General features: G+C 54.8%; 24 protein-coding genes and 1 pseudogene. 11 read left to right on the top strand and 14 right to left on the bottom strand.

Features of this window, described 5'->3' with window-relative positions:
- The first annotated feature begins 34 nt into the window (after positions 1-34).
- From CWM66_RS18825 to CWM66_RS18790, 7 genes are all read left to right on the top strand, one after another.
- Positions 35-2,722 (top strand): fimbria/pilus outer membrane usher protein, encoded by a 2,688-nt coding sequence (locus tag CWM66_RS18825; RefSeq protein WP_158262953.1) that lies wholly within the window; start codon positions 35-37, stop codon positions 2,720-2,722.
- A complete protein-coding gene (locus CWM66_RS18820; protein WP_158262952.1) occupies positions 2,719-3,714 on the top strand; it encodes a fimbrial protein in 996 nt (331 codons plus the stop codon). Before CWM66_RS18825 ends, CWM66_RS18820 begins: the two co-directional genes overlap by 4 nt.
- Before the next feature lie 135 nt (positions 3,715-3,849).
- Positions 3,850-4,884, top strand: coding sequence for a fimbrial protein (locus CWM66_RS18815; protein ID WP_158262951.1), 1,035 nt, complete (start codon positions 3,850-3,852; stop codon positions 4,882-4,884).
- Between the two features lie 163 nt (positions 4,885-5,047).
- Positions 5,048-5,839, top strand: a complete 792-nt coding sequence (locus CWM66_RS18810; RefSeq protein ID WP_158262950.1) for an EAL domain-containing protein — start codon at positions 5,048-5,050, stop codon at positions 5,837-5,839.
- Positions 5,839-6,174, top strand: coding sequence for a hypothetical protein (locus CWM66_RS18805; RefSeq protein ID WP_107147067.1), 336 nt, complete (start codon positions 5,839-5,841; stop codon positions 6,172-6,174). The genes CWM66_RS18810 and CWM66_RS18805 overlap by 1 nt, the downstream gene beginning before the upstream one ends.
- Positions 6,167-6,859: a response regulator transcription factor gene (locus CWM66_RS18800; RefSeq protein WP_107147066.1), complete on the top strand. Its 693-nt coding sequence runs from the start codon at positions 6,167-6,169 to the stop codon at positions 6,857-6,859. The genes CWM66_RS18805 and CWM66_RS18800 overlap by 8 nt, the downstream gene beginning before the upstream one ends.
- 763 nt (positions 6,860-7,622) lie before the next feature.
- Entirely contained in the window at positions 7,623-8,189 is a 567-nt protein-coding gene (locus CWM66_RS18790) for a tyrosine-type DNA invertase (protein ID WP_107147064.1), read from the top strand.
- Positions 8,190-8,209: 20 nt separating this feature from the next.
- Here the strand turns inward: CWM66_RS18790 and CWM66_RS18785 are convergent, their stop codons facing one another.
- The 11 genes from CWM66_RS18785 to CWM66_RS18730 form a co-directional block, all read right to left on the bottom strand.
- Complete coding sequence (locus tag CWM66_RS18785; RefSeq protein WP_158262949.1) at positions 8,210-9,115, bottom strand: LysR family transcriptional regulator; 906 nt, start codon at positions 9,113-9,115, stop codon at positions 8,210-8,212.
- A 243-nt stretch (positions 9,116-9,358) separates the two neighbouring features.
- The gene (locus CWM66_RS18780; protein WP_107147062.1) at positions 9,359-10,045 is read right to left on the bottom strand and encodes an N-6 DNA methylase; all 687 of its coding nucleotides are present in this window, start codon (positions 10,043-10,045) and stop codon (positions 9,359-9,361) included.
- Between the two features lie 126 nt (positions 10,046-10,171).
- Positions 10,172-11,122, bottom strand: coding sequence for a DUF1281 domain-containing protein (locus tag CWM66_RS18775; protein WP_107147061.1), 951 nt, complete (start codon positions 11,120-11,122; stop codon positions 10,172-10,174).
- A 96-nt stretch (positions 11,123-11,218) separates the two neighbouring features.
- Complete coding sequence (locus CWM66_RS18770; RefSeq protein WP_107147060.1) at positions 11,219-12,202, bottom strand: ArdC family protein; 984 nt, start codon at positions 12,200-12,202, stop codon at positions 11,219-11,221.
- Between the two features lie 72 nt (positions 12,203-12,274).
- Complete coding sequence (locus tag CWM66_RS18765) at positions 12,275-12,886, bottom strand: hypothetical protein (protein WP_107147059.1); 612 nt, start codon at positions 12,884-12,886, stop codon at positions 12,275-12,277.
- Positions 12,887-12,995: 109 nt separating this feature from the next.
- Positions 12,996-13,463, bottom strand: coding sequence for a hypothetical protein (locus CWM66_RS18760; RefSeq protein WP_107147058.1), 468 nt, complete (start codon positions 13,461-13,463; stop codon positions 12,996-12,998).
- Positions 13,464-13,516: 53 nt separating this feature from the next.
- Positions 13,517-13,813, bottom strand: coding sequence for a hypothetical protein (locus CWM66_RS18755; protein ID WP_107147057.1), 297 nt, complete (start codon positions 13,811-13,813; stop codon positions 13,517-13,519).
- A gap of 123 nt (positions 13,814-13,936) precedes the next feature.
- Entirely contained in the window at positions 13,937-14,299 is a 363-nt protein-coding gene (locus tag CWM66_RS18750; RefSeq protein ID WP_107147056.1) for a hypothetical protein, read from the bottom strand.
- A gap of 82 nt (positions 14,300-14,381) precedes the next feature.
- Positions 14,382-14,771 carry a hypothetical protein gene (locus tag CWM66_RS18745; protein ID WP_107147055.1) on the bottom strand — a complete coding sequence of 130 codons (390 nt, stop codon included), beginning with the start codon at positions 14,769-14,771 and terminating at the stop codon, positions 14,382-14,384.
- A 306-nt stretch (positions 14,772-15,077) separates the two neighbouring features.
- The gene (locus CWM66_RS18735; RefSeq protein ID WP_107147137.1) at positions 15,078-15,494 is read right to left on the bottom strand and encodes a hypothetical protein; all 417 of its coding nucleotides are present in this window, start codon (positions 15,492-15,494) and stop codon (positions 15,078-15,080) included.
- 14 nt (positions 15,495-15,508) lie between these two features.
- Positions 15,509-16,414, bottom strand: coding sequence for an integrase domain-containing protein (locus CWM66_RS18730; protein WP_107147053.1), 906 nt, complete (start codon positions 16,412-16,414; stop codon positions 15,509-15,511).
- Between the two features lie 1,084 nt (positions 16,415-17,498).
- Between CWM66_RS18730 and CWM66_RS18720 the strand changes: the two genes are divergently transcribed.
- From CWM66_RS18720 to CWM66_RS18705, 4 genes are all read left to right on the top strand, one after another.
- Positions 17,499-18,290 (top strand): spermidine synthase, encoded by a 792-nt coding sequence (locus CWM66_RS18720; protein WP_107147051.1) that lies wholly within the window; start codon positions 17,499-17,501, stop codon positions 18,288-18,290.
- 188 nt (positions 18,291-18,478) lie between these two features.
- Complete coding sequence (locus CWM66_RS18715; RefSeq protein WP_107147050.1) at positions 18,479-18,727, top strand: type II toxin-antitoxin system Phd/YefM family antitoxin; 249 nt, start codon at positions 18,479-18,481, stop codon at positions 18,725-18,727.
- Positions 18,728-19,054, top strand: coding sequence for a type II toxin-antitoxin system RelE/ParE family toxin (locus CWM66_RS18710; RefSeq protein WP_107147049.1), 327 nt, complete (start codon positions 18,728-18,730; stop codon positions 19,052-19,054).
- A 31-nt stretch (positions 19,055-19,085) separates the two neighbouring features.
- A complete protein-coding gene (locus CWM66_RS18705) occupies positions 19,086-19,376 on the top strand; it encodes a hypothetical protein (RefSeq protein WP_107147048.1) in 291 nt (96 codons plus the stop codon).
- A gap of 35 nt (positions 19,377-19,411) precedes the next feature.
- Here the strand turns inward: CWM66_RS18705 and CWM66_RS18700 are convergent, their stop codons facing one another.
- The 3 genes and pseudogenes from CWM66_RS18700 to CWM66_RS18690 all read right to left on the bottom strand — a co-directional run.
- The gene (locus CWM66_RS18700; protein WP_107147047.1) at positions 19,412-20,953 is read right to left on the bottom strand and encodes a conjugal transfer protein TraG N-terminal domain-containing protein; all 1,542 of its coding nucleotides are present in this window, start codon (positions 20,951-20,953) and stop codon (positions 19,412-19,414) included.
- 10 nt (positions 20,954-20,963) lie between these two features.
- Positions 20,964-21,302 (bottom strand): hypothetical protein, encoded by a 339-nt coding sequence (locus CWM66_RS18695; RefSeq protein WP_107147046.1) that lies wholly within the window; start codon positions 21,300-21,302, stop codon positions 20,964-20,966.
- A 1-nt stretch (position 21,303) separates the two neighbouring features.
- Positions 21,304-21,553 (bottom strand): annotated as a pseudogene (locus CWM66_RS18690) (integrating conjugative element protein); the annotation flags it as partial.

The following is a 21,553-nucleotide window of genomic DNA, read 5'->3' as shown; positions in this document are numbered from 1 at the left end:
GGGGGGACGTTTACCTTCCCCCTGGCGGGGCGGAATGACCCTGACGCCGGTGGCGGCCGCACTCTGCGCCCTGCTGACCGGTGTCACCACTCCGGCCCGGGCGGAATCCGGCTGGTACAACCCGGCCCTGCTGGGTACCGGCGGCGGAACCAGCGTGGATGAGAAAGCCCTGCAGCGCCTGGCGAACGGCCAGCAGTTGCCCGGTACGTATCCGGTGGACGTGTACGTCAACGGCAACTATATTGCAAAACAGGACACAACACTCACCGCAGACGGCCCCGGCGGAAGTCTCACGCCGTCCTGGCCGGTCAACAGCCTGCTGGCGGCCGGGGTGAAGCCGGAGGCGCTGGCCGCCGACGGCAAACTTGACATATCCCCGGAAGCGGGCGACCACCCGGTACCCGGCATCCTGAATCACCTTGCCGGGGCACAGGCCCGTTTTGATTTTAGCCGCCAACGCCTGGACGTCACCGTGCCGGAGCTCTCCATCAACCGCACTCTCTCCGGGGCCACTGACCCGCGCTTCTGGGATGAGGGGCTGAATGCCGGCATCGTGGACTATAACCTCAGCGCCTGGAAGAGCAATGCACGCCAGACCGGCTCGCAGGACAGTGACAGCGCGTTTCTCTCCCTGAACAACAGTATTAACCTTGGTGCATGGCGTGCGCACAACTTCTCCACCTGGAGCTATAACGCACTGGCACGCAATGCCGACAGTCTGGACACCACCGAGCGGCGGGTGACGCAGCGCTGGCAGGCCATCAACACCTGGATTGACCGTCCGGTTCCCGCCGTAAAGGGACTGCTCAGTATCGGCGACCGCTACACCCCCTCCGACGTGTTCGACAGCGTGCAGTTTCGTGGTGTGCAACTGGCCACCGACGAGGAAATGTATCCCGACATTTTGCGCAACTTTGCCCCGGTTATCCGCGGCACCGCAACCAGTAACGCCCGGGTGACCGTGCGCCAGAACGGTGCCGTGGTCTACGAGACCACCGTGCCCCCGGGACCGTTCGCCATCACGGACCTGCCCGTGGCGTCGCTGAGCGGCGACCTGTACGTCACGGTCCGCGAAGCGGACGGTACGACCCGGACCTTTGTCCAGGGCAGTTCTTCCGTTGCCGTCATGCAGCGCGAAGGGCAGCTTCGCTACGCCCTCACCGGGGGCAAACTGCGCAGCAGCGGGACCGACACCCGCGAACCACAGTTCCTGCAGGGCACTGCCATCTGGGGCCTGCCATATGACCTGACCGTCTACGGTGGCCTGCTGGGAGCAGACGGTTATCAGGCCGGCAGTCTCGGACTGGGCTCAATGCTTGGTGTGGCCGGTGCCCTGTCTGCCGACGTCACTGTCGCGAAGGCCCGCATCGCTGACCCGCTGAACGCCGGCGACACCACAGACTCCACAGGACAGTCCTGGCGTCTGCGTTATTCCAAGGCAGTGACGGAAACCGGCACCACACTGACGCTTGCCGCCTACCGCTATTCCACGCGCGGCTATTACAGCTTCACTGACGCAAACGCACTCGCTGACCGTCGCAGCGTCATCACCACCTTCACACCGGACGGCATCGTCGCCACGCCGGTGGTGCGCGGCCGTGCCCGCCAGGAAATGCAGGTTAACCTGAACCAGTCTCTGGGCGACACGCTGGGCTCCGTCGGGCTGAATGCCACCCGGAAAACCTTCTGGGACCTGGACAGTGACCAGGAATCGGTCTCCGCAAACTGGAACTGGACCATGAAGGGCGTCGGGTTTGGTCTGGGCTGGCAGCTCAGCCGCTGGCCGGGCAGTACACAAAAGGATGACCGTCTGGTGAGCCTGATGGTCACCCTGCCGCTCTCGCAGTGGCTCTACGGGCCGGAGTCAAACCACAGTCTGTACAGCACCACCACCCTCACCCGGGACAACGACGGACGGGAAACCCTCAGCAACACCGTGGGCGGTACGCTGCTGGAAGATAACCGTCTGACCCTGAGTGCCGGACAGACCGCCGTGCGCGCAGGCAGTGATAACAGTGGCGGCGACAGCAGCAGCGCTAACCTGAACGCCAGTTACAGCGGCCGGATTGCCAAAGTCACTGGCGGGTACAGCCAGACCCGTGACACCCGTCAGGTGAGCGCCGGTCTGCAGGGGGTCCTCGTCGCCACGAAGTACGGACTGACGGCGGGGCAGACGGCGGGTGAAACCATCGCCCTCATCCACGCGCCCGGCGCAGCCGGCATCAGGGTGAAATCCGGTACCGGCATTGAGACCGACTGGTGGGGTAATGCTGTGGTGGCGGCCCAGCCCTACCGACGGAACCGCTACGACCTCGACCTGCTCACTGCCGGGCAGAACGTGACGCTGGCTGACACCAGCCGTGAGGTCATCCCGACCCGCGGTGCCGTGGTGGCTGCCGTTTACGACACCACAGTGGGTCACCAGCTCCTGATGACCCTGACCCGGGGAGGACGCCCGCTGCCGTTCGGTGCCACCGTCACACTGGCGCGCGACGCCGGTGCAGCACCGGCTTCCGGCAGTGGTCGGGCAGCACCGGGCGGTATTGTCGGCGATGCCGGCCAGGCATGGCTCACCGGCATGCCTGACCGGGGCACCCTGAACGTGACCTGGGGCGAGGGAGCCGCAGACACCTGCCGTGTGACCTTCGTGCTCAGTGACACGGCTGTCCGTACAGCTGAACAACAACACCTGCCGGTCACGACAAAAGGGGAATGCCTGTGAGTATGACTGCACTGAACACACCTGCCCGCCTTCTCGCCTGTATCGTGCTCGGCCTTGCACTGCTGCCCGCGGCAGCCCGTGCCGCCGTCACCTGCACGGGCTGGGGCAACCAGCAACTGCAGTATGTCGACCTGAATCTGCCGTCCACGGTTAACCTGCCACTGGACGCAGTGACAGGTTCGGTACTGGCAACAGGCAGCGACGTCTTCGCACTGCCGCTGCGCTGTATCGACTCCGTCACCGGGAAGGACGTCACTAATACAGACTGGCGCCTGCTGTCCATGGGATATGACAGTGCCAGCGACAGCGGCATCATCACGTCGGCACTGGGCCTGAAGCTGAGCGTTGTCCCGGCAACGGGCGGCGGGGCGGTGGACATACCATCGGCGGGCGGAAGCGTTAACACACAGGGTTTTTACTGGTCGCAGGTGAAATGGACGATAGTGCGTAACAGCAACAGGGGCAGCCCCGGTAACTCTGGCGTGGGTGCGGTGATGGAGGCGGTCCTGACGCTCCCTGACGGTACCAACCGCATACTGAGTTTCCGGGGTCTGCAGGATATTGTGACGACCGCAACCTGTACCCTGTCGACGGATAAAAACACCGTGTTGCTGCCGGATACGGATGCCGGTGAACTGGTCAAAAACGGCGTCAGTGCCAGTGCGTCACTGTCAGCGTACATGACCTGCCCGGCATTCACCGGTGCCACGGCCACCCTGACGGTCAGTACCCCACTGGCAGAGACCAGTGACGCCTCTCTGGTGGGCAACAGCGGGAGTGCAAAGGGTGTGGCTATCGAGGTGCTTGACGAAAGCAGCAAACGCATCAGCGCCAGCGGAGGAACGACGGCGGCAATTATCAGGCAGGGAACCAGTACGGCTGTACCCGGTCTCACCCGGACCTTAGGAGTGCGTATGACGCACCTGAACGGCCAGACGGTCAGCGCCGGTACGGTACAGGGGACATTCACCCTTACGCTCGCGGTGAACTGACGGGAGATGATGATGAACGTATGTGCGTCCAGGACAGGAGTGCAATGGACAACTGCAGCGTGCCTTTTACCCGGGGGGACCGCCGTACAGACAACCGGACAACACCTGCCGGTCACGGCAAAAAGGAGAGTATCCGTGAATCACTGTGTGAACCCTGTCCGGCGGCTGTTGCTGCCCCGCCAGGCCGGATGTCACTGGCTGCCCCCCCTGCTGGTCTGCCTGGCCCTGAGTCTCGCCCTGTCCGGCGCGGCCCGGGCCGACACCTGTACCGGCTGGGGCAGTGATGTGTCAAAGAACGTTGACCTGGGCCTCCCGGCCACGGTGGACCTGCCCCTCAGTGCGACCACCGGCACCGTACTGGCTTCCGGCAGTACTGTCGTACCCGCACTGAGCTGCCACAACGATACCAGCGGACAGGTGATCACCCTGTCAGAGGTGCAGTGGGCATCCGGTACAACGGATGCCGGTTCGGGGCTGCGCTATGTGGCACCGGGCATCGGAATAAGGCTGAAATACCATGCAACCAGTGGAGTCACCGCGTTTATCCCCTCGGCGTATTCTGCGGGGGATACCCAGGGCCTGGACTGGCAGTCTGTGGACTGGGAACTTATCCGTGCGCCCGGGACGGCCGCAACCGGGAAAACGACGTCCGGGGTGCTGGTCTCAATGGTACTGGATGGCGCCGTCAGACCCACCTGGGCGGCCCCAACCCTGAATCTGACGGTCAATAACGCCCCGGTGGTGACGGCGGCCTGTACGCTGGTAACCGACAAAAACCTGGTCGTGCTGCCGGATACGGGGGGGGCGGAGATGATGAACGCGGGACACAGCGCCAGCCGTGATGTCCAGGCGCAGATAACCTGCCCGGCAGACACCACCCTCAGTGGGGGCACCACCCTGACCCTCTCAACCCCGCAGGCCGACACGGACCCCACACTGGTTAAAAACACCGGTACGGCGACAGGCGTCGCGATTGAAGTGCTTGATGGCACCACACGCGTCAGTGCCGGTGGCGGTACGGTCAGCCAGGCTGCTTTCACCCAGGGCAGCAGCACGGCCTCACCCGGCGCCACGCAGACCCTCAGCGTACGCATGGTGCGCCAGCCCGGTCAGCCGGTCAGTGGCGGTACCGTTCAGGGGACATTCACCCTTACGCTCGCGGTGAACTGACCGGGGGTACGGGGTTTATCAGCAGTACGGCGCCTCACCAGGGAGCCGGTAACATCGCGGTGCACCGGCGGATGAATAAAAACAGAACATCCGGATTGCTGTGCACCTGACACCCATACCTGGCGCCGGCAGCCCTGTGCTGCCGGCAGGGAGAATGATACGCATGACACCCGACTTCATCAGTTCGCCGGCGCTACAGTCCGTGCTCCCCCTGTCCGTCTCAGCCTTCGGGCGGGTCTGGCAGCTGACGCCGGTTTTTGCCCCCCTGTGGGGAGCGGACGGTCGCCTGAACGCCCTGGAAATGCTGAGTCGCCTGCGTGACCGGGACAGTGGCGCGCCGGCCGCACCGGAGATGTTTTTTACTCAGGCACCACAGGCCACACAGCTTCGCATTCTGTACTGGCAACTGGATGTGCTGACCCTGCTCATGCCCTGGTGCCGTCGTCGCGGCGTACCGGTCAGTCTCAATATCACCCGGGGACTCGCCCTGCGTCTGCTCGGGGAGCCGGACATGGCCGGGGTGGTCCAGGCGCTGGCACCCTCACTGCGTCTTGAGATCAGTGAACGCTTTACCAGCCCGGACACGGCACCGGAACATGACCCTCTTCTGCAGGGGCTGCGTCCTCTGGCCCCGCTGTGGCTGGATGACTTCGGCGCCGGCGCAACCGGTCTCGCCTGGCTGATGTCCGGGGCGTTTGAGGCCGTGAAAGTGGACCGGGTGTTCTTTCGCGACCTGGTCGCCCTGCCGGAAGGTGTGCACTTTTTGCAGGCCCTCACCGCCCTGGCCGGGGCCGTCAACACCCGGATGGTGGCTGAGGGGGTGGAAAACAGGGCGCTGATGCAGACTGCACTGTCTGCCGGTGTGGACACCTGCCAGGGGTGGCTCTGGCCGGAAGTCCCGCTGACCGCACTGGCCACCCTGCCGGCTGGCCTGCCTGATACGGAGGGGACCTGATGAACCCGCGGCACCTCCCCCTCTCAGCCAGTCTCCTGTTGCTGTTGCCGGTACTGGCCGTACTCCAGTCCGGTCCGTCGCACCCCGCCAGGCATCCGGTTCCGCGTCAGCTTCAGGCCTTCATGCGCCCCCCGACGGCGGAACTGCATACCCTGACGGTGACGCTGACCACCGGAACGCACCAGGTGCGTGTGCAGGGGGTGTCCGTCCCGGCCGGAGCTGAGCAGCCCGACACACTGCAGGACACGGTGTATTCGCTCGATCCGCAGCGGGACGGCCACGGCGCCCTCCCGATTCCTGTCCTGCTTGACCGCAGCGGAGGCCGCCATGCCTGACCGTGCTGACCGGAATGACATGTTTTTTCCGTTTGACCGTGTCCTTGTGATGGACCGCTCGCCCCTGATCGGCCTTGCCCTGTGCGACCTGGCGAATGGCGTGGCGTGTCGTCAATGCAGCGAGTACGTGGCAGACCTGGCCACCCTGCATACTGCCATGTCCGGTGCCGGACGCGAGAGGTTGCTGCTCATCACCGAGTTAATGACTGACCGGGAGCCCCTGAGTACCGGTCTGGCGATGCTGGATGAACTGCAGGCCCGGCTCGGGAGCGGGCACTGCCGTGTGATGGTCTGCACGGATCTGACAGATCCGCTTCTGCTGAAGGTTATGCTGAACCGCAGGCCGTCGCTCATCACGTTACGCCGGGAGTCCCTCAGCGTGCTTCGCCAGGCCGTGCGTATGGCAGGAGAATCCTGGCCGGGTACGGTGCTGAGCCCCGCAGTCACGGAGGGGCTGGCACTGGTACGTGATCTGAAACTGGCCCCGAGGGAGCTTGAGTGGCTGGTGACGCAGATGGACGGAATGGGCCTGAAGGCATCGGCACGGGCGATGAACGTGAGCTACAAAACGGTGGCAACGTGGCGGCGGAATATCTCACTGCAGGTGGGGTACCAGGAAACAAGGGCATTCACCTGGCGACTGGCACAGATGCAGAACACCACCGGCAGAAACGGAGCTCCGTGATGAAGACCAGACCTGCAGGCGGGAAATGCATGCAGGATAACGATGACGGGATGCCCCGGGCACAGGCCGTCATCACGGTACTGCACTGGCTGGTGTTCGTGGCAGGGAGCGGGTGTATCGTCTGGATTTGTATCGGCTGTGGGGATAGTGCCGGCGCCGTCATCGTTCAGGGAACAGGGACGGCAGCGTGCAAAAGGAGGCGAATTACCTTTTCGTCTCCTGTTATCTCATGCCCTGCCCTGACCGCAATATCATAACGACATCGGGGAAAGCAGAAAATTAATCACGACAAAATCGGTTTGATGACTCCCGGAAGGGGGCTGGTATTCCGGTGCAGGGTTCTGTACCTGTACAGTTTCCTGAACCTTAAAAAAATGTAACACCGGAAGAAGGCAAAGAAATGCTGATCGTTATTATTGTGTTGGCAGTTGCACTTATTTTTCTGATCCTCGTGATCCGCTCCGGCTTACAGGATTACGATGATGATTACTGAACGGAATGCCAGCAACTGTTATCCCGCACTACTGATGCCTTTATAGTGCATCCTGCCAGCACGTTCCCGCCATCCTGCCGAAACCTGCCCGTTCTCAGTCTGTTTCTGTAATCTCATCACCACAGCTTTTACGAGTACGTACTGCGTTCCATTTCTGGAAGCCTGCGTTTATGAGGTGCATATTTACAAAAGCAGGAAGGTTGTTAAATTTCTGTGGCACTCCGGATCAGACCGGTCTCTTGTCAACATTTTTATAAATGGGAAAACGAGATGGGAAACAGGAAATATTTGACAGCATATGAGGTGGATCAGTTGTTATCAGGTGCAGAAAAAAGCCGGAATCCGGAACGAAATTATTGCATGATACTTATGGCGTATCGTCATGGATTTCGTATCAGCGAACTTCTTTCGGTCACGCTTTCAGATATTGATATGCATTCCGGTATTATATTTATCAGAAGGCTGAAAAATGGCTTTTCGGTTGCACACCCGTGTACAGATGAAGAATATGACTGCCTTAAAACATGGCTGAAAATCCGAAGCCATATGCCGGAGGGAATGCATACAGATAACGTTTTCATCTCTTCTTCAGGACGAAAAATCTCCAGAACACAGGCCTGGAAAATAATAAAACAATGCGGGGAAGATGGTGGAGTCCCCTTTCATGTTCATCCCCACATGCTCCGGCACTCATGCGGATATCATCTCGCAGACATGGGAACCGACACGCGTCTCATACAGGATTATCTGGGTCACCGGAATATCCGGCATACTGTTTTGTATACAAAGAGTAATTACAAACGCTTTGCATCCTTATGGGGAGCAGATGCTCTTTAGTGACGAATCCCTCCGGTGAATTAAGCATGAAAAATGCCATTCAGCGCGTCGACAAGGTAATCGATAAAAATACGCACGCTTTTACTGATATGGCGGGAACCAGTAAGAATATACACCGGAAGTGGGGGAAATGACCATTCCTCAAGAACCGGGACAATATTGCCCTGACTCACAGAATCCGAAATGACTTCTGGTGTCAGCACGCTGATACCGCAGTCACTTTCGGTTAACTTAAGCATCATGGCAATATTATTGGCAGAGTAATTCACTGGCACATTTAGATTTATAATTTCCTCATTTTTACATAAAGTCCATCGTGAGGGTTCTTTCATGTATGAGGGGCCAATACATTGATGCCTCAAAAGATCATGAGGACGTGAAGGCTCGCCAAATTTTTCAATATACACTGGCGATGCATAAAGCTTACGGCTTAATACTCCTTCTGCCCGGGAAACAAGATTAAGATCCCGGATGTCACCAATACGAATACAGATATCAATTTCGTGTTCAGATAAACTAATTTTTTGAGCAGACAAATCAAAATTAAATCTGATAGCCGGATAGAGTTTAGAGAACCCCTTAATTTTCGGAGCTATAAAAAACACACCAAAGTCAACGGGACAGGTAATATTTATCGCACCTGACGGACTGTTCACCATGTTTTTCACTTCATCTTCAAGACTGACAACATCGTTTATAATGGTTTCAGCTCTTCCAATATAATGCCTTCCTGGTTCTGTCAGTATTAACCCTCTGGACGTTCTTATAAAGAACTTCAGACCAAGCTTTTTCTCAACGACAGAAATACGCCGTGAAAGCGTGGCAAGCGGTATACCTGAAGAAGTACTGGCTGATGTCATATTCAGGGACTTACCAGCGAGATAGATGTAAACCATATCCTGCAGATCAGGTATCTTATAGTTCATTAATATCACCCGTATATTATTTAGCATTTGTAGTATGGTAGAGTTAATAGAATACTATTCATTCAGGATGAAATCATTACGATTACAACGACACTGAAAACAATCGTATACAAAACCGACATCAGGATTTTCTGCCGGACAATAAAAATTACATAAAAGCCATCTGACCAGTGGCTTATATAAAGCAATCCGTAATACAAAAAAGGCCACAATGATTCGTGGCCTTTTGTTCAGTATGAGCTTTCATGCAACGGCTGCATTCATTCTCGTCTGCAGCAGGAAACTCCAGTTCCCCATGTAATGCGCGGGCGTGTGAAGTATTCGCCGGCGCTCATCGTTTAGTGAGTTGCCGATCACCACCTCCCCCGGCACACCAGACAGCGAAAGCTGGATATACGCCATACCGGCCGCCAGCGGATCGATATCCTGAGCAGAGACCCACAGATACCGGTGAGGAGAATAGCCAGCCTCACGCAGAACAAAGGCAAATGCCAGTGCCATACAGCCGGCGCCGCAGGCAGGTTCGGAAAGCGTGATAAACGGCTTGTCCCTAAAATTATCTTCGACGTTACCGAGCTGCATTCTGGCCATCATCAGACCGATATCCCACGGCGTGAAAAACTGACCACGGTATTTATCACCCAGTTCAAGCTGCATAAAAACGCGGCCAAGAAAATCGCCGGGCGTCTCATCCAGCCCGTTGGTCACATGGGCCAGTAGCTGCGCCATACGGGAGATGTCCGTTTTTTCGTAACGGCCTACAATACGCATGTACTTTTCTTCCCGTTTGTCACAGAACTGAAGGCTGTTCTGCAGTGCGATCACACTGCAGCTGACAAAGTCTTCAAATACCTGATGCCGGTGATGGTACCGTGCAGTCTGGCTGAAGAGTGAGAGAAAGGCTTTTTCGTGGTTGATGACGCTTTTCATATGTGCTCCCTTCCGGAAAGAGAACACGCGCCCGGAGGGAAACGGTGTTCCCTTCAGGGTGAAAAACGGCCACAGCTTTCGCTGTGACCGGTCAGAGGAGCCGGATAAACCGGCGTTAAGTGAATGTTATGCGCGGATGCTGCCGTAGTGCGCTGCGGTGGTTGCAGGAACCGCAGCCGTTTCGGGTGTCACCAGATACATGCGTGCACCGTCGCCGGATGCTGACTGCCGCAGTTCTTCCACCGGGTACGGACCGCTGTCAACGTGGTCCCCCCGGTCAAAGCAGTTGTAGCCTGACGTGCCGGCATCCGGTGAAAGCCAGTAGTGCCGGATTTCACAGTCAAACATCTGCGACATTATCCCCATAACCTCACCTGACGGCGGATACCAGGGAGACGCAAAGCTCAGCGTGAGTGAACCCACATCATCCCTGCTCCAGCTGGCCTGATGGCCCGCCGGAAACTCCATGCCAAAGAGCTGCATGTAAAGTTCAGATGTGGTGAACAGCCCGGTGAACAGGCCACTTTCGCCGTTAAGCTCGGTGGCCAGACGTGACGGCATCACCATCAGCATGTCACAGGGACAGGTCGTCTCCGGCATGATGCTCAGCCATTCCCAGCGCTCCTGCGGATCAAACTGACCACCGGCACCGGCAACGCCGAACCAGTCGGCATAATGCACGGCCATCAGCTGCGCCATTATCTGCCGCGCTGTAAGAGGAATGGCTTCCCATTTCAGCGCATCAATGCCGGACTGCAGCCAGATTTTCTCCATGCGGGAGAGCGTCCTGCTGTCAAGCCACGCGTCCTGCTCCAGCAGCTCGATAAAGTGCTGGAAAGCCTGGTTGGGTGAGGTCTGCGCGCCTGTACCGGATGCGGTCAGCATCGGATACGGTGCGTAATCCACTGCCCTGACGGGCTTCAGTATGCCGGCACAGCCGGCGAGGAACAGCTTTATCGCCTGCCGGATGGCGTGCCGGTAAAGCGGTTTTTCCGTGCCGGCAATCCAGGGCTGCATCACATCGAGACAGACTGATTTACCGGTAATTTCCAGGCGGTTCTGGCACCATGAGAACATTGTGAAACTCCTCTTGTCGGTTAAAACGAAAAGAGGGCATCTCCCTGAGGAAGATGCCCTCAGGGGGATGATGGCGGCCGCAGCCGCCGGGTCAGTTTATGCCGCCTGCTCCGTGTTCCGGTTCAGGGGGGCAAGTAAATATTCCGAGGCTTCCCGGGCAAACCGACAGGCACGGAAAATCGCTCTTTTATCTTCACGAAGGGCTTTCAGCCAGCCGGTCAGATAGCTTTCGTGCTGCACGTCGCCGGTAATACCGAGCTCCGCACAGAGAAAGGCACTTCCGGTTTCCGCTATCAGCTCTTCGAAGGCGTAAACCGGATCACCGAACTTACGCGATGATGAGGTAATACCTTCCCGGTTCAGGCGGCTGCTGTGGCCGGTGGCATGTACCAGTTCGTGCAACAGCGTGGACCAGTAATCCGCTTCCGTCCGGAACTGCGATGCCACCGGCATCACAATGCGGTCGGCACCCGGACGGTAAAATGCGCGGTCCTGCCGGCGATGGTCACAGCCGACGCCGGTTGTGCTGAGTATCTGCTGCACCTGCTGCAGTTGAGCTGCACTGAGTTCAGAGGGCGGATCTGCCTCCACCGTGTCGGGCTGTTCACCCTGTACGGATTCGGGGAGGCCGTCGCACTGGGCAACATTGAACAACTGCAACTGCTTCAGCATGGCCAGTTGCTCCATGACCGGTTCACCGTCGCGATACAACAGGTTATCGCTGCTGTCGCGGGCCTGTTTCTCAAATGGTTTGTAGATGATGGCCAGCGCGCTGGTCTCATTCTTCCTGACATAACCGCCAGCGGCTTTCGCCTGCCGGAAAGTCAGCCAGCGGTCGGACGTGTACCCGTGTTCTTCAGCGGCCATCCACAGTAGCGGTACATTAATGCCACTGTAGGCGCGGCCGGTGACGGCATTGACCGGCAGACTGCCGCCGTGCACGTTCTGAGCCGGACGCCACGGGCGCCGCCAGGGCGGTACGCCGTTTTCGAGCGCCAGAATGATTTTGTCAGTGACCTGCTGATACAGGTCGGGGGTCTGTACTGCCGCCGGTTTACGTCGGCCGGTGGTGGTCTTCATGTGATGCAGCCTCTGAGTGCGGGGCGCATCCCTGCCCGGTGGCGGACGATGCGCCACCGGTGAGTGGAAAAATCAGTAATAACGTAAGGAACCATCGGACATCACCGAACGGATACGGTCACGTACGCTCCCGACCGCCCGGTCAAACCTCTCCCGGTCGGCGGGTTTCGCCCGTTTCGAGTCCAGGCGTATCACCTGGTCCAGCACATGCAATGCCTGCGAACGCCAGCTGAGACGTTCAGCATCACCCACACAGGCATGGAAGTGGCGTAAGGACTGCTCATAAAGCCACTGTATCCGGTAGCGATATTCGCCCACCGGCACATACACCTTCATGGGGGGTCTCGTTTCCTTGTGAAGTGTCAGCGCGTTATTCAGCTTACTGATAACAGGCTTCATGAGCAGGTCGTGATGGTCGTTCAGCACGGCATCAGACATGCTCTGTGCCATAAATGTCTGAAAAGAAAACTCATGTTCGGGTATGAGCGTGTCGACAAGTGTGAACCAGTCTGCATCTTTTAACGGATTGCAGCCTGCAGCCCAGGCTTTCAGCCACTCCCCCGGACGTCTGTCATCCGGTACACGAAGATAAATGCCCAGTTTCTTTTCAAGTATCAGCGGGCGCTGCATACCCAGATTCTGTGTAAACAGCGGACGTAGTTCATCAGAAGTAAAGCGGATCATATTTCCTCCGGGGAAAGGAGGAGGAAACTTTCCCTGGAGGGAAGGTCCCTCCGGGAAGTGTTTGTTTAACTGAGAAAGCTTCTCTCGGGAGCCGCTTTCGCTTCAGAAATCAGGCTATATAGTCTGCACTCGCACAGAATACAGCCCGTTGTTCCTCACTGGCTTCATCGTCAGAGCGCATCTCAACAAAGTGCATCTGCCCCTCACTAAACCCAAAATTCCAGGCCCGGGGGGCAATCTGTTCTCCGAGAAGGATCAGCCCGGCAATGTACTTTTCGAATAAACCGTCAGTAAATGCCCCGGTCATACAGGCGTACCCAATAAGCCGGGCAATCGAAACAAGCCGGAATGTGCGTACCGGAACGCCGTAGCTGCCCGTCAGGTCAGGGATAGCGCAGCGCCGGAATGCACGTATTGCCAGGAGTTCACCCTCTAATTCCGCAACATAAGCGATGAAAAGGGAAAGCGAGCATTGCCCCTGCCACAGTTCATGCATTCCCTGAGGTGCGTAAGATCTGTCAAAAGCGATGTCATTAAATACGGTCATGTTGAATACCTCAGAATAAAATGAAGCCATGCCCGCCAGTACCTCCCGCAGGGAAGATCCCTGGGGGAGGTCAGTGTGTTGTATCAGTCAAAACGGTAACGTAAATCAGCCAGCTGCTGCGCCATCCGGCGACCAGCATTCATTGCCTGACGCGAGGAGGCAAACCGTCCTGCGGTTGCACAACGTTGACAGGTCCAGTCTTTCGGACTGTAACCGGTTCGTCGGGAAATTATGGCTGTGAATCCGTTACCATCCGGGATCACTTCCGGCCGGAAGCTGCTGTGCCCCGACTGATTGGTGAACCATTCTTTCTTACGTTGATTAAGTGACTCAGAAACGTGCGCCAGAGCTGAAGCCGCTTTTGATGCAAGGGTGAGCATTATACTCATGGTATGTCTCCGTTGGTTAAGGCGGAGACACCTTCACCGCTATGCGGGGGGTTATCCCCGCATGGGTGAGTTATCAGTAATCGAATATCCGTCGTAAAAAATCAGATATTGTCGTTAAACGCCGGACCAGTAAGCCAGTCCACGTTCGGTGCCCAGCTTAAAACCGTAGCACCATGCGTTAGTGTCGCCTTCAGCGTCGAAGCGTTTTCCCGTCAGGACAACATCATCGACAAACTGACGAAGAGAGTCTGGAATCAGATTCATTTCCTGGGCCTCACCAACAACACTGGCAAGGTGGATTGTCTGGCTGCAGCGTTCCGGAAAACCATCCAGATCGATGCTGTCCGGGATGCCGCAAATGTTCAGCGCTGTAGCGCTCTGTAACAGCCCTTCAATCTCCGACATCACCGAAATGAACCCGGTCTTTGAATGGATGCTGGCAGCAAGGACATCAACAGTAATAGCAAAAGCAGTCATAAAAGGTTCCTTATAAAACGTGGAACCCTGCCCTGTCGGGAGTGGAGTCCCGTGGGAGAAGTGAGTGAAATGTACAGCGTTATCAGCAATGAGCAGTCGCCCTGGACTCCAGTGCGGCTGCGTCGCTGAATCCATTCTGACAGCCTTCCTGCCACTGCGTGGCGTCGAGCTGCATCCCGGTAAAATGAAGGCGGTTGATGAACCAGCGTGGCCAGCGAACCTTTAGTCCGTAATACTCGCGTTCTCCGAAGAAAAAGGCGGCATGGTAGACCGAGAATTCCGTCAGCAACACTGATGCTTCGTCCTTCTGATATGAACAGGCAAGCTCCAGCTCACGAACAACAAGCAGTAATGACTTCGCATCACCGGTGAACCAGAAAAACCATTCAGCAATCAGCGTTTTTGGTGCAATGAAGCACACAAAGCGATCGGCAAAAACAGCAACAAAGTAAACAATATGAAGAAAGGTCATGGCGGCATTTCCTGAATAAAAAAGGGAAACGACCACCCGATACGGGAAGCGTTGTCCCGTGGGATGAAAAATCTGGAAGAATAAGTTGAATGGACCTTAACCTGGTTATCAGGTCCCTGTTTGCAAAGGTTAACAGGTTTGAACCACCCGAAGGCGCCACTCTCAGGTTAATGTGGCATTGGCATGTGATTACCCGAAGGCGTCCCTCTCAAATCACCGGGACATTGGCAGTTGTCATCATGACAACGGTTAGCAGAGAAAATGTACTCCAGCGCACATTCCAAATCAACAACGTTGCAGTGAATTTTATGAAGATGCCCACGACACTTTCACCGTCTCGCAACGTTCGCCGAACCAGGCTTCTGCCATGATGGATTCCGGATCACACTGCTGAGAGTAGGTTCCGTTTTTAAGCAACGTTGCTAAAGTCACTGAAAGAGGAACGCTAAATTCACCCGCCCTGATGTTTTCAATGCTGTCGGGATCACACATCAGTAAGGAACCCGTGAATATAAACCCTTCCTCTGAAATTGCAGTCTCGTAACTGAAATCCATACCGTCATCAAAATGCCGGTTAATTGTTGCAAAAGTATCTATCTCATTTACAGGCGAAAAGCATTTAAACGTAATCACGATTTCTGAAGCCGGTGTCTCAGGCAGGCTGATTTCGCGAATATACTTAACGGATAAAATACTGAAATTTATAACGGGGGAAATTTTCACAGTTAACCTCATAATTAATAATCAGCCATCAGTGACTGACAGTAAACATTTCTGATGTAGGTTCCACGACCATCACCATGACCGAGATCCATTGAAGTCAGCGCCAGTGATTCTTCTTTCGAATACCCCTGAGCAAGATGATATCGAAAAGCATCTTCCGCAAAACTGTAACGTAAACTGTGCGGCGTCTCATTTCCGCCGGTCATTTCTGTGCGGAGTGTATTTCTGTAAAAATCCATCGCAGATTTTAAATCGGGTTTATCAATAATTTTACCGTTATTGTTTTCGGCGTATTTTATGGCACGACTGACCGCCTCAAGAACTTTTTCTCTGTCCACAATTGTGGTCATTCTTGCACGTCCCCCTTTAGTGCCGAAAATCACTTTCAGCGTTTTATCACCCCGCAGTAATGCCGCCTGCCAGGTCTTTAAAGATTTCGCAGACTGAATAGCTTCTTCATTTCTCAGGCCGATATAACGCGACAGGCACACCGCAACGGCAACGCCCTCGCTCTTTTTTTCAATGCTTTCCATTATCTGAAGGTAGCGTTCTTCCGGAATGGATTTTTTGGTACCCATACGGCTCGTGTCGGAAATACCCAGACTTTTATTATTTAAACGATCATGAGTGGGGTCGGCCATTTTATGTTTGCCGGCATTACGGAGCATGACTCTTATCGCTGACATTTCATTTTGCCGTGTCCGCCTGGAGACTTCATCAGATGAGCGACTGTTCATATACATCTCAATATGCCGGACCTTAAGTTGTGACACCGAGCTTATCTGAATATTAAGCGCAGCCAGACGCTCAGCAAACCGGTGCATAATTCTGGAATAGTCATCCTGCTTTTTGAAGCTTCCTCCACTTTTACGGATTTCGGCGACGAGCTCCTGTTTTAGCAGTTTTTCACGCCTGGACATCTGTACCTCCTTAACGGTTTTACACGTAAAACATCATTACGGGCAGATGTCGTTTTCTGCCGTTCCGTGAAAACGGCAGAAAACGACACCCGCATTACCCTGGCGACACGGTTTGGGTTCGCGCATCCTGCGCCGTAATGAGTACCTGAGCACCAGGGAAGTGCAAAGTGTTGAGGTTTTGAGAGGTGTCAAATCAGTGTTCTACACTGACCGCAGCTTTCGCTGTACCTGTTTCCAGGTCGCCCCCGATATCATCCTCCGATGACATCGCCGATTCGGTATCTCATTACATAACTATTCCTTAATTAACAATGTGATAAAACGTTTTCATTTTGCGTTTCTCACTGGGTTGATAAAATTGTGTTCGTCTTCTCACTTCGTTTCACGTTGTAGTGAATGAAGGAAAGGTACGGAAAATGCGCGTTGAGGACGTGTTTTCGCGCGCGTCACTTGGTACTCGTTTCACTCGAACGCAAGTGACGCCGCGCTCCTCTGCTCTCAATGCAGTCGTGGAAGATGCCCAAATGTTCCAAATGGTCATACCCACGCCGCAAAGTTTGCAACGGATGCAGTCGTCAAAGAATCGAGACGAAACGAAGAAGACAGACCAGAAAGTCTGCAGGAAGACTGTCAGAGACAGTTATTGAGTGAAGGAATATCCTTTATCGCTATCACGGCGATCCCCATTTTCAAAGGCTAACGGGTTTACCGCCCGAAGGCACCGTCTCTCAGGTCATGACGGTTTTGGCATGCAATCACCCGAAGGCGCCCCTCTCAGATTGCCGGGACATTGGCATGTTGCTTTACGCAACGTTACAACGATGCAGATAGTAGATCGTGTCGGGATCACTTTTCAAGTGGTTCATCAAAACCGGAAACTCACCCTGATTTTAGGCTGTTTTTCAGATGAGAAAAAAGACCCAACATGCTAAGGTGGCAAATACGAGATTTAATCTCTGCGCTGTGGAAAGTTAACGAAGGACGTATTATCAACATTTACATACTGCGTAAACCAGTCGCACCTTCATGTAATAATCCTGCCGGACACTCAGGCCATTATCTTTAACGTTTTGGAACAAAATTAATGTCTATTTCAGATCCCGTCAAACTAAATTCCCCTTTCCGCATCGCCGGGAAAAGACTGGTTCAACTGAAGGATGAGTACGGAAATGTTTTCGTTATTGAAAGTCGCAACCATTTCATTTTAACCTTTGATATGATTTATGAACAAAGCAAAATACTTAAGGCTTCGCCGCTGGTGCCTGTTCACCAATACATCAGAGCGATGTTAATGTCCCTCAGTTTTACCACTGTTGAAAAAGTACTTGTATTAGGACTCGGAGGCGGTTGTCTGGTTCGTGCAATCAATGCCTTTAATAATGAAACCGTCCTTGATGTTGTAGAACTTCGCGAAGCGGTAATGCGTGTTGCAAAAGACTATTTGTCACTACCTGACAATATCCAAACTCATTACTATATTCAGGATGCGAATGATTTTATGAATCGCAAAAACAAGGACCGGTATGACATTATATTTTCAGATCTTTATTCAGACGACGCCATGACTCCCCTGCAGGCAAAACGGAGTTTTTTACATTCCTGTGCTGACCGTCTTAACGACAACGGCTGGCTGGTCATTAATTATCATATTCCCCCTGACGTTTCCTCTCCATTCTCATATTTATTACACTCGCTTTTTAAAAGCGTTCTTCACTGCATAACGCCCAGTGGCAACGTGATCATATATGCCAGCAAAACAGATCATCACCCTCCCCTGTCAACATACCAGGAGTGGGGTAATTCTGTCGGTGAGATGTTCAGCTGTGACGTAAGTACTTTATCCCGAAGGTTATCATTCTGGCCAAAACCATTTTAATATATCCTCAACGTGACTTCTGACAACGTGGAATACGATTAGACATTATATAAATGCTGTTCTGGATTCATGTTTTACACGCACTATAACAACCGGGTTACGCTCAAAAAACGCACTATTCGTGATTGCTTTCACAAGATTTTCCCACTATCATCAGGACTAAAAATAGGTCTTAATTGAGGTCTTATATGACAACTGCAATCCTTGCTAATCGCTCAGCTACCATCAGTGAGCTCAAAAAAAACCCAACGGCGACAGTGATGTCAGCAGGAGGCCAGCCTGTGGCCATCCTTAACCACAGTAAACCCTCGTTCTACTGCATTCCTGCGGAACTTTATGCAGCAATGCTTGATGCTATTGAAGATCGTGAGCTGGCTAATATTGTACGTAACCGCCAGGATGAAGATGAAGTAGATGTCAGTTGGGAGAACCTCTGATTGTCCGGCACTGCCTTAAAAACGCGACTGAAATTTAAGAAATCAGCGCTAAAGGAATGGAATGCTCTGGACAGCAAAATCAGAGAAGCCTTTCGGAAGAAATTAAAAAAACGTGCTGAATCGCTGGCAGCGCTGACCCCGATAAAACATAAGTTGTCTGGTGTCGAAAAATGCTACAAAATTAAGCTGCGTATGGATGGTTTCAGGCTTGTCTATCAGGTGCTGGAAAGTGACGATGGAGAGGTTGATGTGGTTATCACCGTCATCACTGTTGACCGTCGGGAAGACGTTTACGAAGCGCTAAAGTCAAAATTAGTGAAGGACTAACCAGCTAACCCAAGTGAAAGGAGTTTTTACCATGAGTCACAGTGGCTTCGATGCTGACGACCTGAGTGTCACCCTGGCCCGGTTCGCCGGTAAACGTCGTGACATCGTTTATGACGAAACAAAGCTGAAACGTAAAGCGCCAGAACCTGTTGTATTCTCCAGTGCAACCAATATGTGTGGAGCGGCCTTACTGACTGGGATAGCAGATGTTTTAACTGCCTCTCCCGCACGCAAAAAACAAGATGAAGAATGGAGAAAACGCCAACAAAAACAAAGGGAAGAATGGGAAAACCAAGACAGAGAATGGAACGAAAACAGATGAACTGCACGTTTTAGCCGCGTACAGTTCATCTACTATTATTTAAAACTCCCCTTTACAACTCCTCCTGCTTTATCTGTAACAAACTTCTGGGCATCTCTTCCCGCCTCAGCACCTGCATCTTGTGGTTTAGAACCTCCTTTCTCCAGCCCTGTAGATATTGCTGTTCCCAAATTAACGCCGATCCAGCTAAGCATGCCAATCCAGAACGCCGGGAAAACCACATACATCATTCCCAGCACCAGATTCATGATCCAGCCGTCGTTGGTTGAACTGATGAAACTCGCGAACGGTACAGAACTGCTGGTAAGCCCCTGCTGTGCCATATTGTCGTAGAGGATAGTGATCAGACGGTCATCAAGCCACCCGGCCAGTTCCCACCAGAAGGTGATGAACTGCAGCGCAAACAGCGCAAATGATATGGTCACCACCGTTTTGGGCTCATAGGCACTGAACATCATCAGCACCGGGATCACCGTGATTATCATCATCTGCAGCAGCGCCTGAATCATCGGAAGCGCCTGTTTCAGCGCATCAAAGCCCGGCAGCGCTTCCGCCTGCTTGAGGCCAAGCCCGATGGTGGAGGTCAGCCGGGTCACATTACCAACCACGCCGCTCACATTATCAGAACTTCCCACGGCGTACGTCGTTCCGTCTCCGGAGAGGCCGGCATTACGCGGGCTGACCAGCCAGCGCAGGGCGACCTCTTCCCACTGCGTCCCCGGGAATGATCGCTGCATCTCCTTACGCGTGTTGTCGCCAAAGCTGGCCAGCACCCGTTTGCGCAGCCCGGATGAGCCATCTGACCACCACGTTTTACAGGTGGGATAGCCCCCCAGCCCGGTATCCGGATAACCGCTGTCGCGCGTGCTGTCATACGGCCACTGACTCCGCGGTGTGGAGGCGGTGTAATAATCGTAATAGCCGGACGTATTCAGAAAATAGTCGCTGCCAATCCAGCCCACCGAGTTGATGGTGGCATCGCTGAGCTGGCTGTTGCTGTTCTTGAGACGAAAGTACGCCCGCGAGTAACACTGGTTCGCAAAATCCTGCACCTCCTGCAGCAATACCGGGTCACGCAGCTTCGTGTTCTGCACGTCAAACCGCATCTGGCGCAGCTCCGTACCGCACGGGATGGACGCAATCATCGCCTGCGTGGTGCCTTTCGACATCATATGCAGCAGATACCACCAGATGGGCACCTCGGCCGTGCGCCCGTCAAAGTCGTTCACCAGTCCGCTGTAACCGGAGTTCTGTGGCGCGGGTACACTGACACCGCACTGTTTTGCCCGGGAACTGTCGAATTTAATGGTACTGATATCCACCGGCAGCAGCGGAATGCAGCAGAACAACATCACCACAAACGACACGTAAAGCGCATGCTCGATACGGGGCAGTGCCAGCAGTCCTTTGTTGCCTTCGTCCGCCCCTTCCTCCCGGACCTTCAGCCACACACCCGTCACCTTAAAGACCAGCGGCAGGGCAAAAAGCCCCGTATTGCCGAGGATGGTCCACATGGCGTTGTTCATCACCCAGCCGAACAGGATGAGAAAATACTCCAGAAAACTGTTCGCAGTCATTGTCCTCTCCTCACACTACGCCTGCCCAGGCCACGCACTCCGTGGCCGCTATAAACAACACACTGAGCAGCTCCGTGCGCGGCAGGCGACTCCGGACTTCCGGCCAGCGCGCCAGCATCTGCGGCCGGACCTTCATCCGCCAGGCTACCGCGATGCCGGCATACATGAGCAGCCGCCAGGCAAACAGTGCCCAGCGGCTGTCATGCAGCCAGTGGCGTGTCAGATGGCCGTCCGGGTCATACGCCATAAACACGGAGGCCAGGGCGAACATGCCGGCCGTCATCAGGAGAATAAACAACACGATAAGGAGAATCCGACCGGTGCGGCCGCTGAAAGAATAACGTCTCATATCAGTTCGCTCCGGAAGACTGAGACTGGCTCATCTGACTGAACCCCTGGTCCTGATTGCCGGCTTTCTGCTGCAGCTGGTTATCCTGGTTACGGGTGCCCTGACGTTCGAGCGTGGTCAGCAGACTGTTATTGCTGATGGCTTTACGCAGGTCCATCTCGTTACGCAGGGCGCTGATCTCACGATCCAGGGCATCGATGCGGCGATCTCCCTCGGCAATGGCCTCAGGCTGTTCGGCGGCATTCGGCTCA

The organism is Kosakonia sp. H7A (assembly GCF_003028445.1).
Lineage (GTDB): Bacteria > Pseudomonadota > Gammaproteobacteria > Enterobacterales > Enterobacteriaceae > Kosakonia > Kosakonia radicincitans.
This window is presented reverse-complemented; position numbering and strand designations above follow the sequence as displayed.

What these genes read in the sequence shown, in the direction of transcription:
- CWM66_RS18825 (WP_158262953.1), top strand. Translation starts at nt 35, where the DNA reads ATGACCCTGACGCCGGTGGCGGCCGCACTCTGCGCCCTGCTGACCGGT.
- CWM66_RS18810 (WP_158262950.1), top strand. Translation starts at nt 5,048, where the DNA reads ATGACACCCGACTTCATCAGTTCGCCGGCGCTACAGTCCGTGCTCCCC.
- CWM66_RS18805 (WP_107147067.1), top strand. Translation starts at nt 5,839, where the DNA reads ATGAACCCGCGGCACCTCCCCCTCTCAGCCAGTCTCCTGTTGCTGTTG.
- CWM66_RS18800 (WP_107147066.1), top strand. Translation starts at nt 6,167, where the DNA reads ATGCCTGACCGTGCTGACCGGAATGACATGTTTTTTCCGTTTGACCGT.
- CWM66_RS18790 (WP_107147064.1), top strand. Translation starts at nt 7,623, where the DNA reads ATGGGAAACAGGAAATATTTGACAGCATATGAGGTGGATCAGTTGTTA.
- CWM66_RS18785 (WP_158262949.1), bottom strand. Translation starts at nt 9,115, where the DNA reads ATGAACTATAAGATACCTGATCTGCAGGATATGGTTTACATCTATCTC.
- CWM66_RS18780 (WP_107147062.1), bottom strand. Translation starts at nt 10,045, where the DNA reads ATGAAAAGCGTCATCAACCACGAAAAAGCCTTTCTCTCACTCTTCAGC.
- CWM66_RS18775 (WP_107147061.1), bottom strand. Translation starts at nt 11,122, where the DNA reads ATGTTCTCATGGTGCCAGAACCGCCTGGAAATTACCGGTAAATCAGTC.
- CWM66_RS18770 (WP_107147060.1), bottom strand. Translation starts at nt 12,202, where the DNA reads ATGAAGACCACCACCGGCCGACGTAAACCGGCGGCAGTACAGACCCCC.
- CWM66_RS18765 (WP_107147059.1), bottom strand. Translation starts at nt 12,886, where the DNA reads ATGATCCGCTTTACTTCTGATGAACTACGTCCGCTGTTTACACAGAAT.
- CWM66_RS18760 (WP_107147058.1), bottom strand. Translation starts at nt 13,463, where the DNA reads ATGGCTTCATTTTATTCTGAGGTATTCAACATGACCGTATTTAATGAC.
- CWM66_RS18755 (WP_107147057.1), bottom strand. Translation starts at nt 13,813, where the DNA reads ATGCTCACCCTTGCATCAAAAGCGGCTTCAGCTCTGGCGCACGTTTCT.
- CWM66_RS18750 (WP_107147056.1), bottom strand. Translation starts at nt 14,299, where the DNA reads ATGACTGCTTTTGCTATTACTGTTGATGTCCTTGCTGCCAGCATCCAT.
- CWM66_RS18745 (WP_107147055.1), bottom strand. Translation starts at nt 14,771, where the DNA reads ATGACCTTTCTTCATATTGTTTACTTTGTTGCTGTTTTTGCCGATCGC.
- CWM66_RS18730 (WP_107147053.1), bottom strand. Translation starts at nt 16,414, where the DNA reads ATGTCCAGGCGTGAAAAACTGCTAAAACAGGAGCTCGTCGCCGAAATC.
- CWM66_RS18720 (WP_107147051.1), top strand. Translation starts at nt 17,499, where the DNA reads ATGTCTATTTCAGATCCCGTCAAACTAAATTCCCCTTTCCGCATCGCC.
- CWM66_RS18715 (WP_107147050.1), top strand. Translation starts at nt 18,479, where the DNA reads ATGACAACTGCAATCCTTGCTAATCGCTCAGCTACCATCAGTGAGCTC.
- CWM66_RS18705 (WP_107147048.1), top strand. Translation starts at nt 19,086, where the DNA reads ATGAGTCACAGTGGCTTCGATGCTGACGACCTGAGTGTCACCCTGGCC.
- CWM66_RS18700 (WP_107147047.1), bottom strand. Translation starts at nt 20,953, where the DNA reads ATGACTGCGAACAGTTTTCTGGAGTATTTTCTCATCCTGTTCGGCTGG.
- CWM66_RS18695 (WP_107147046.1), bottom strand. Translation starts at nt 21,302, where the DNA reads ATGAGACGTTATTCTTTCAGCGGCCGCACCGGTCGGATTCTCCTTATC.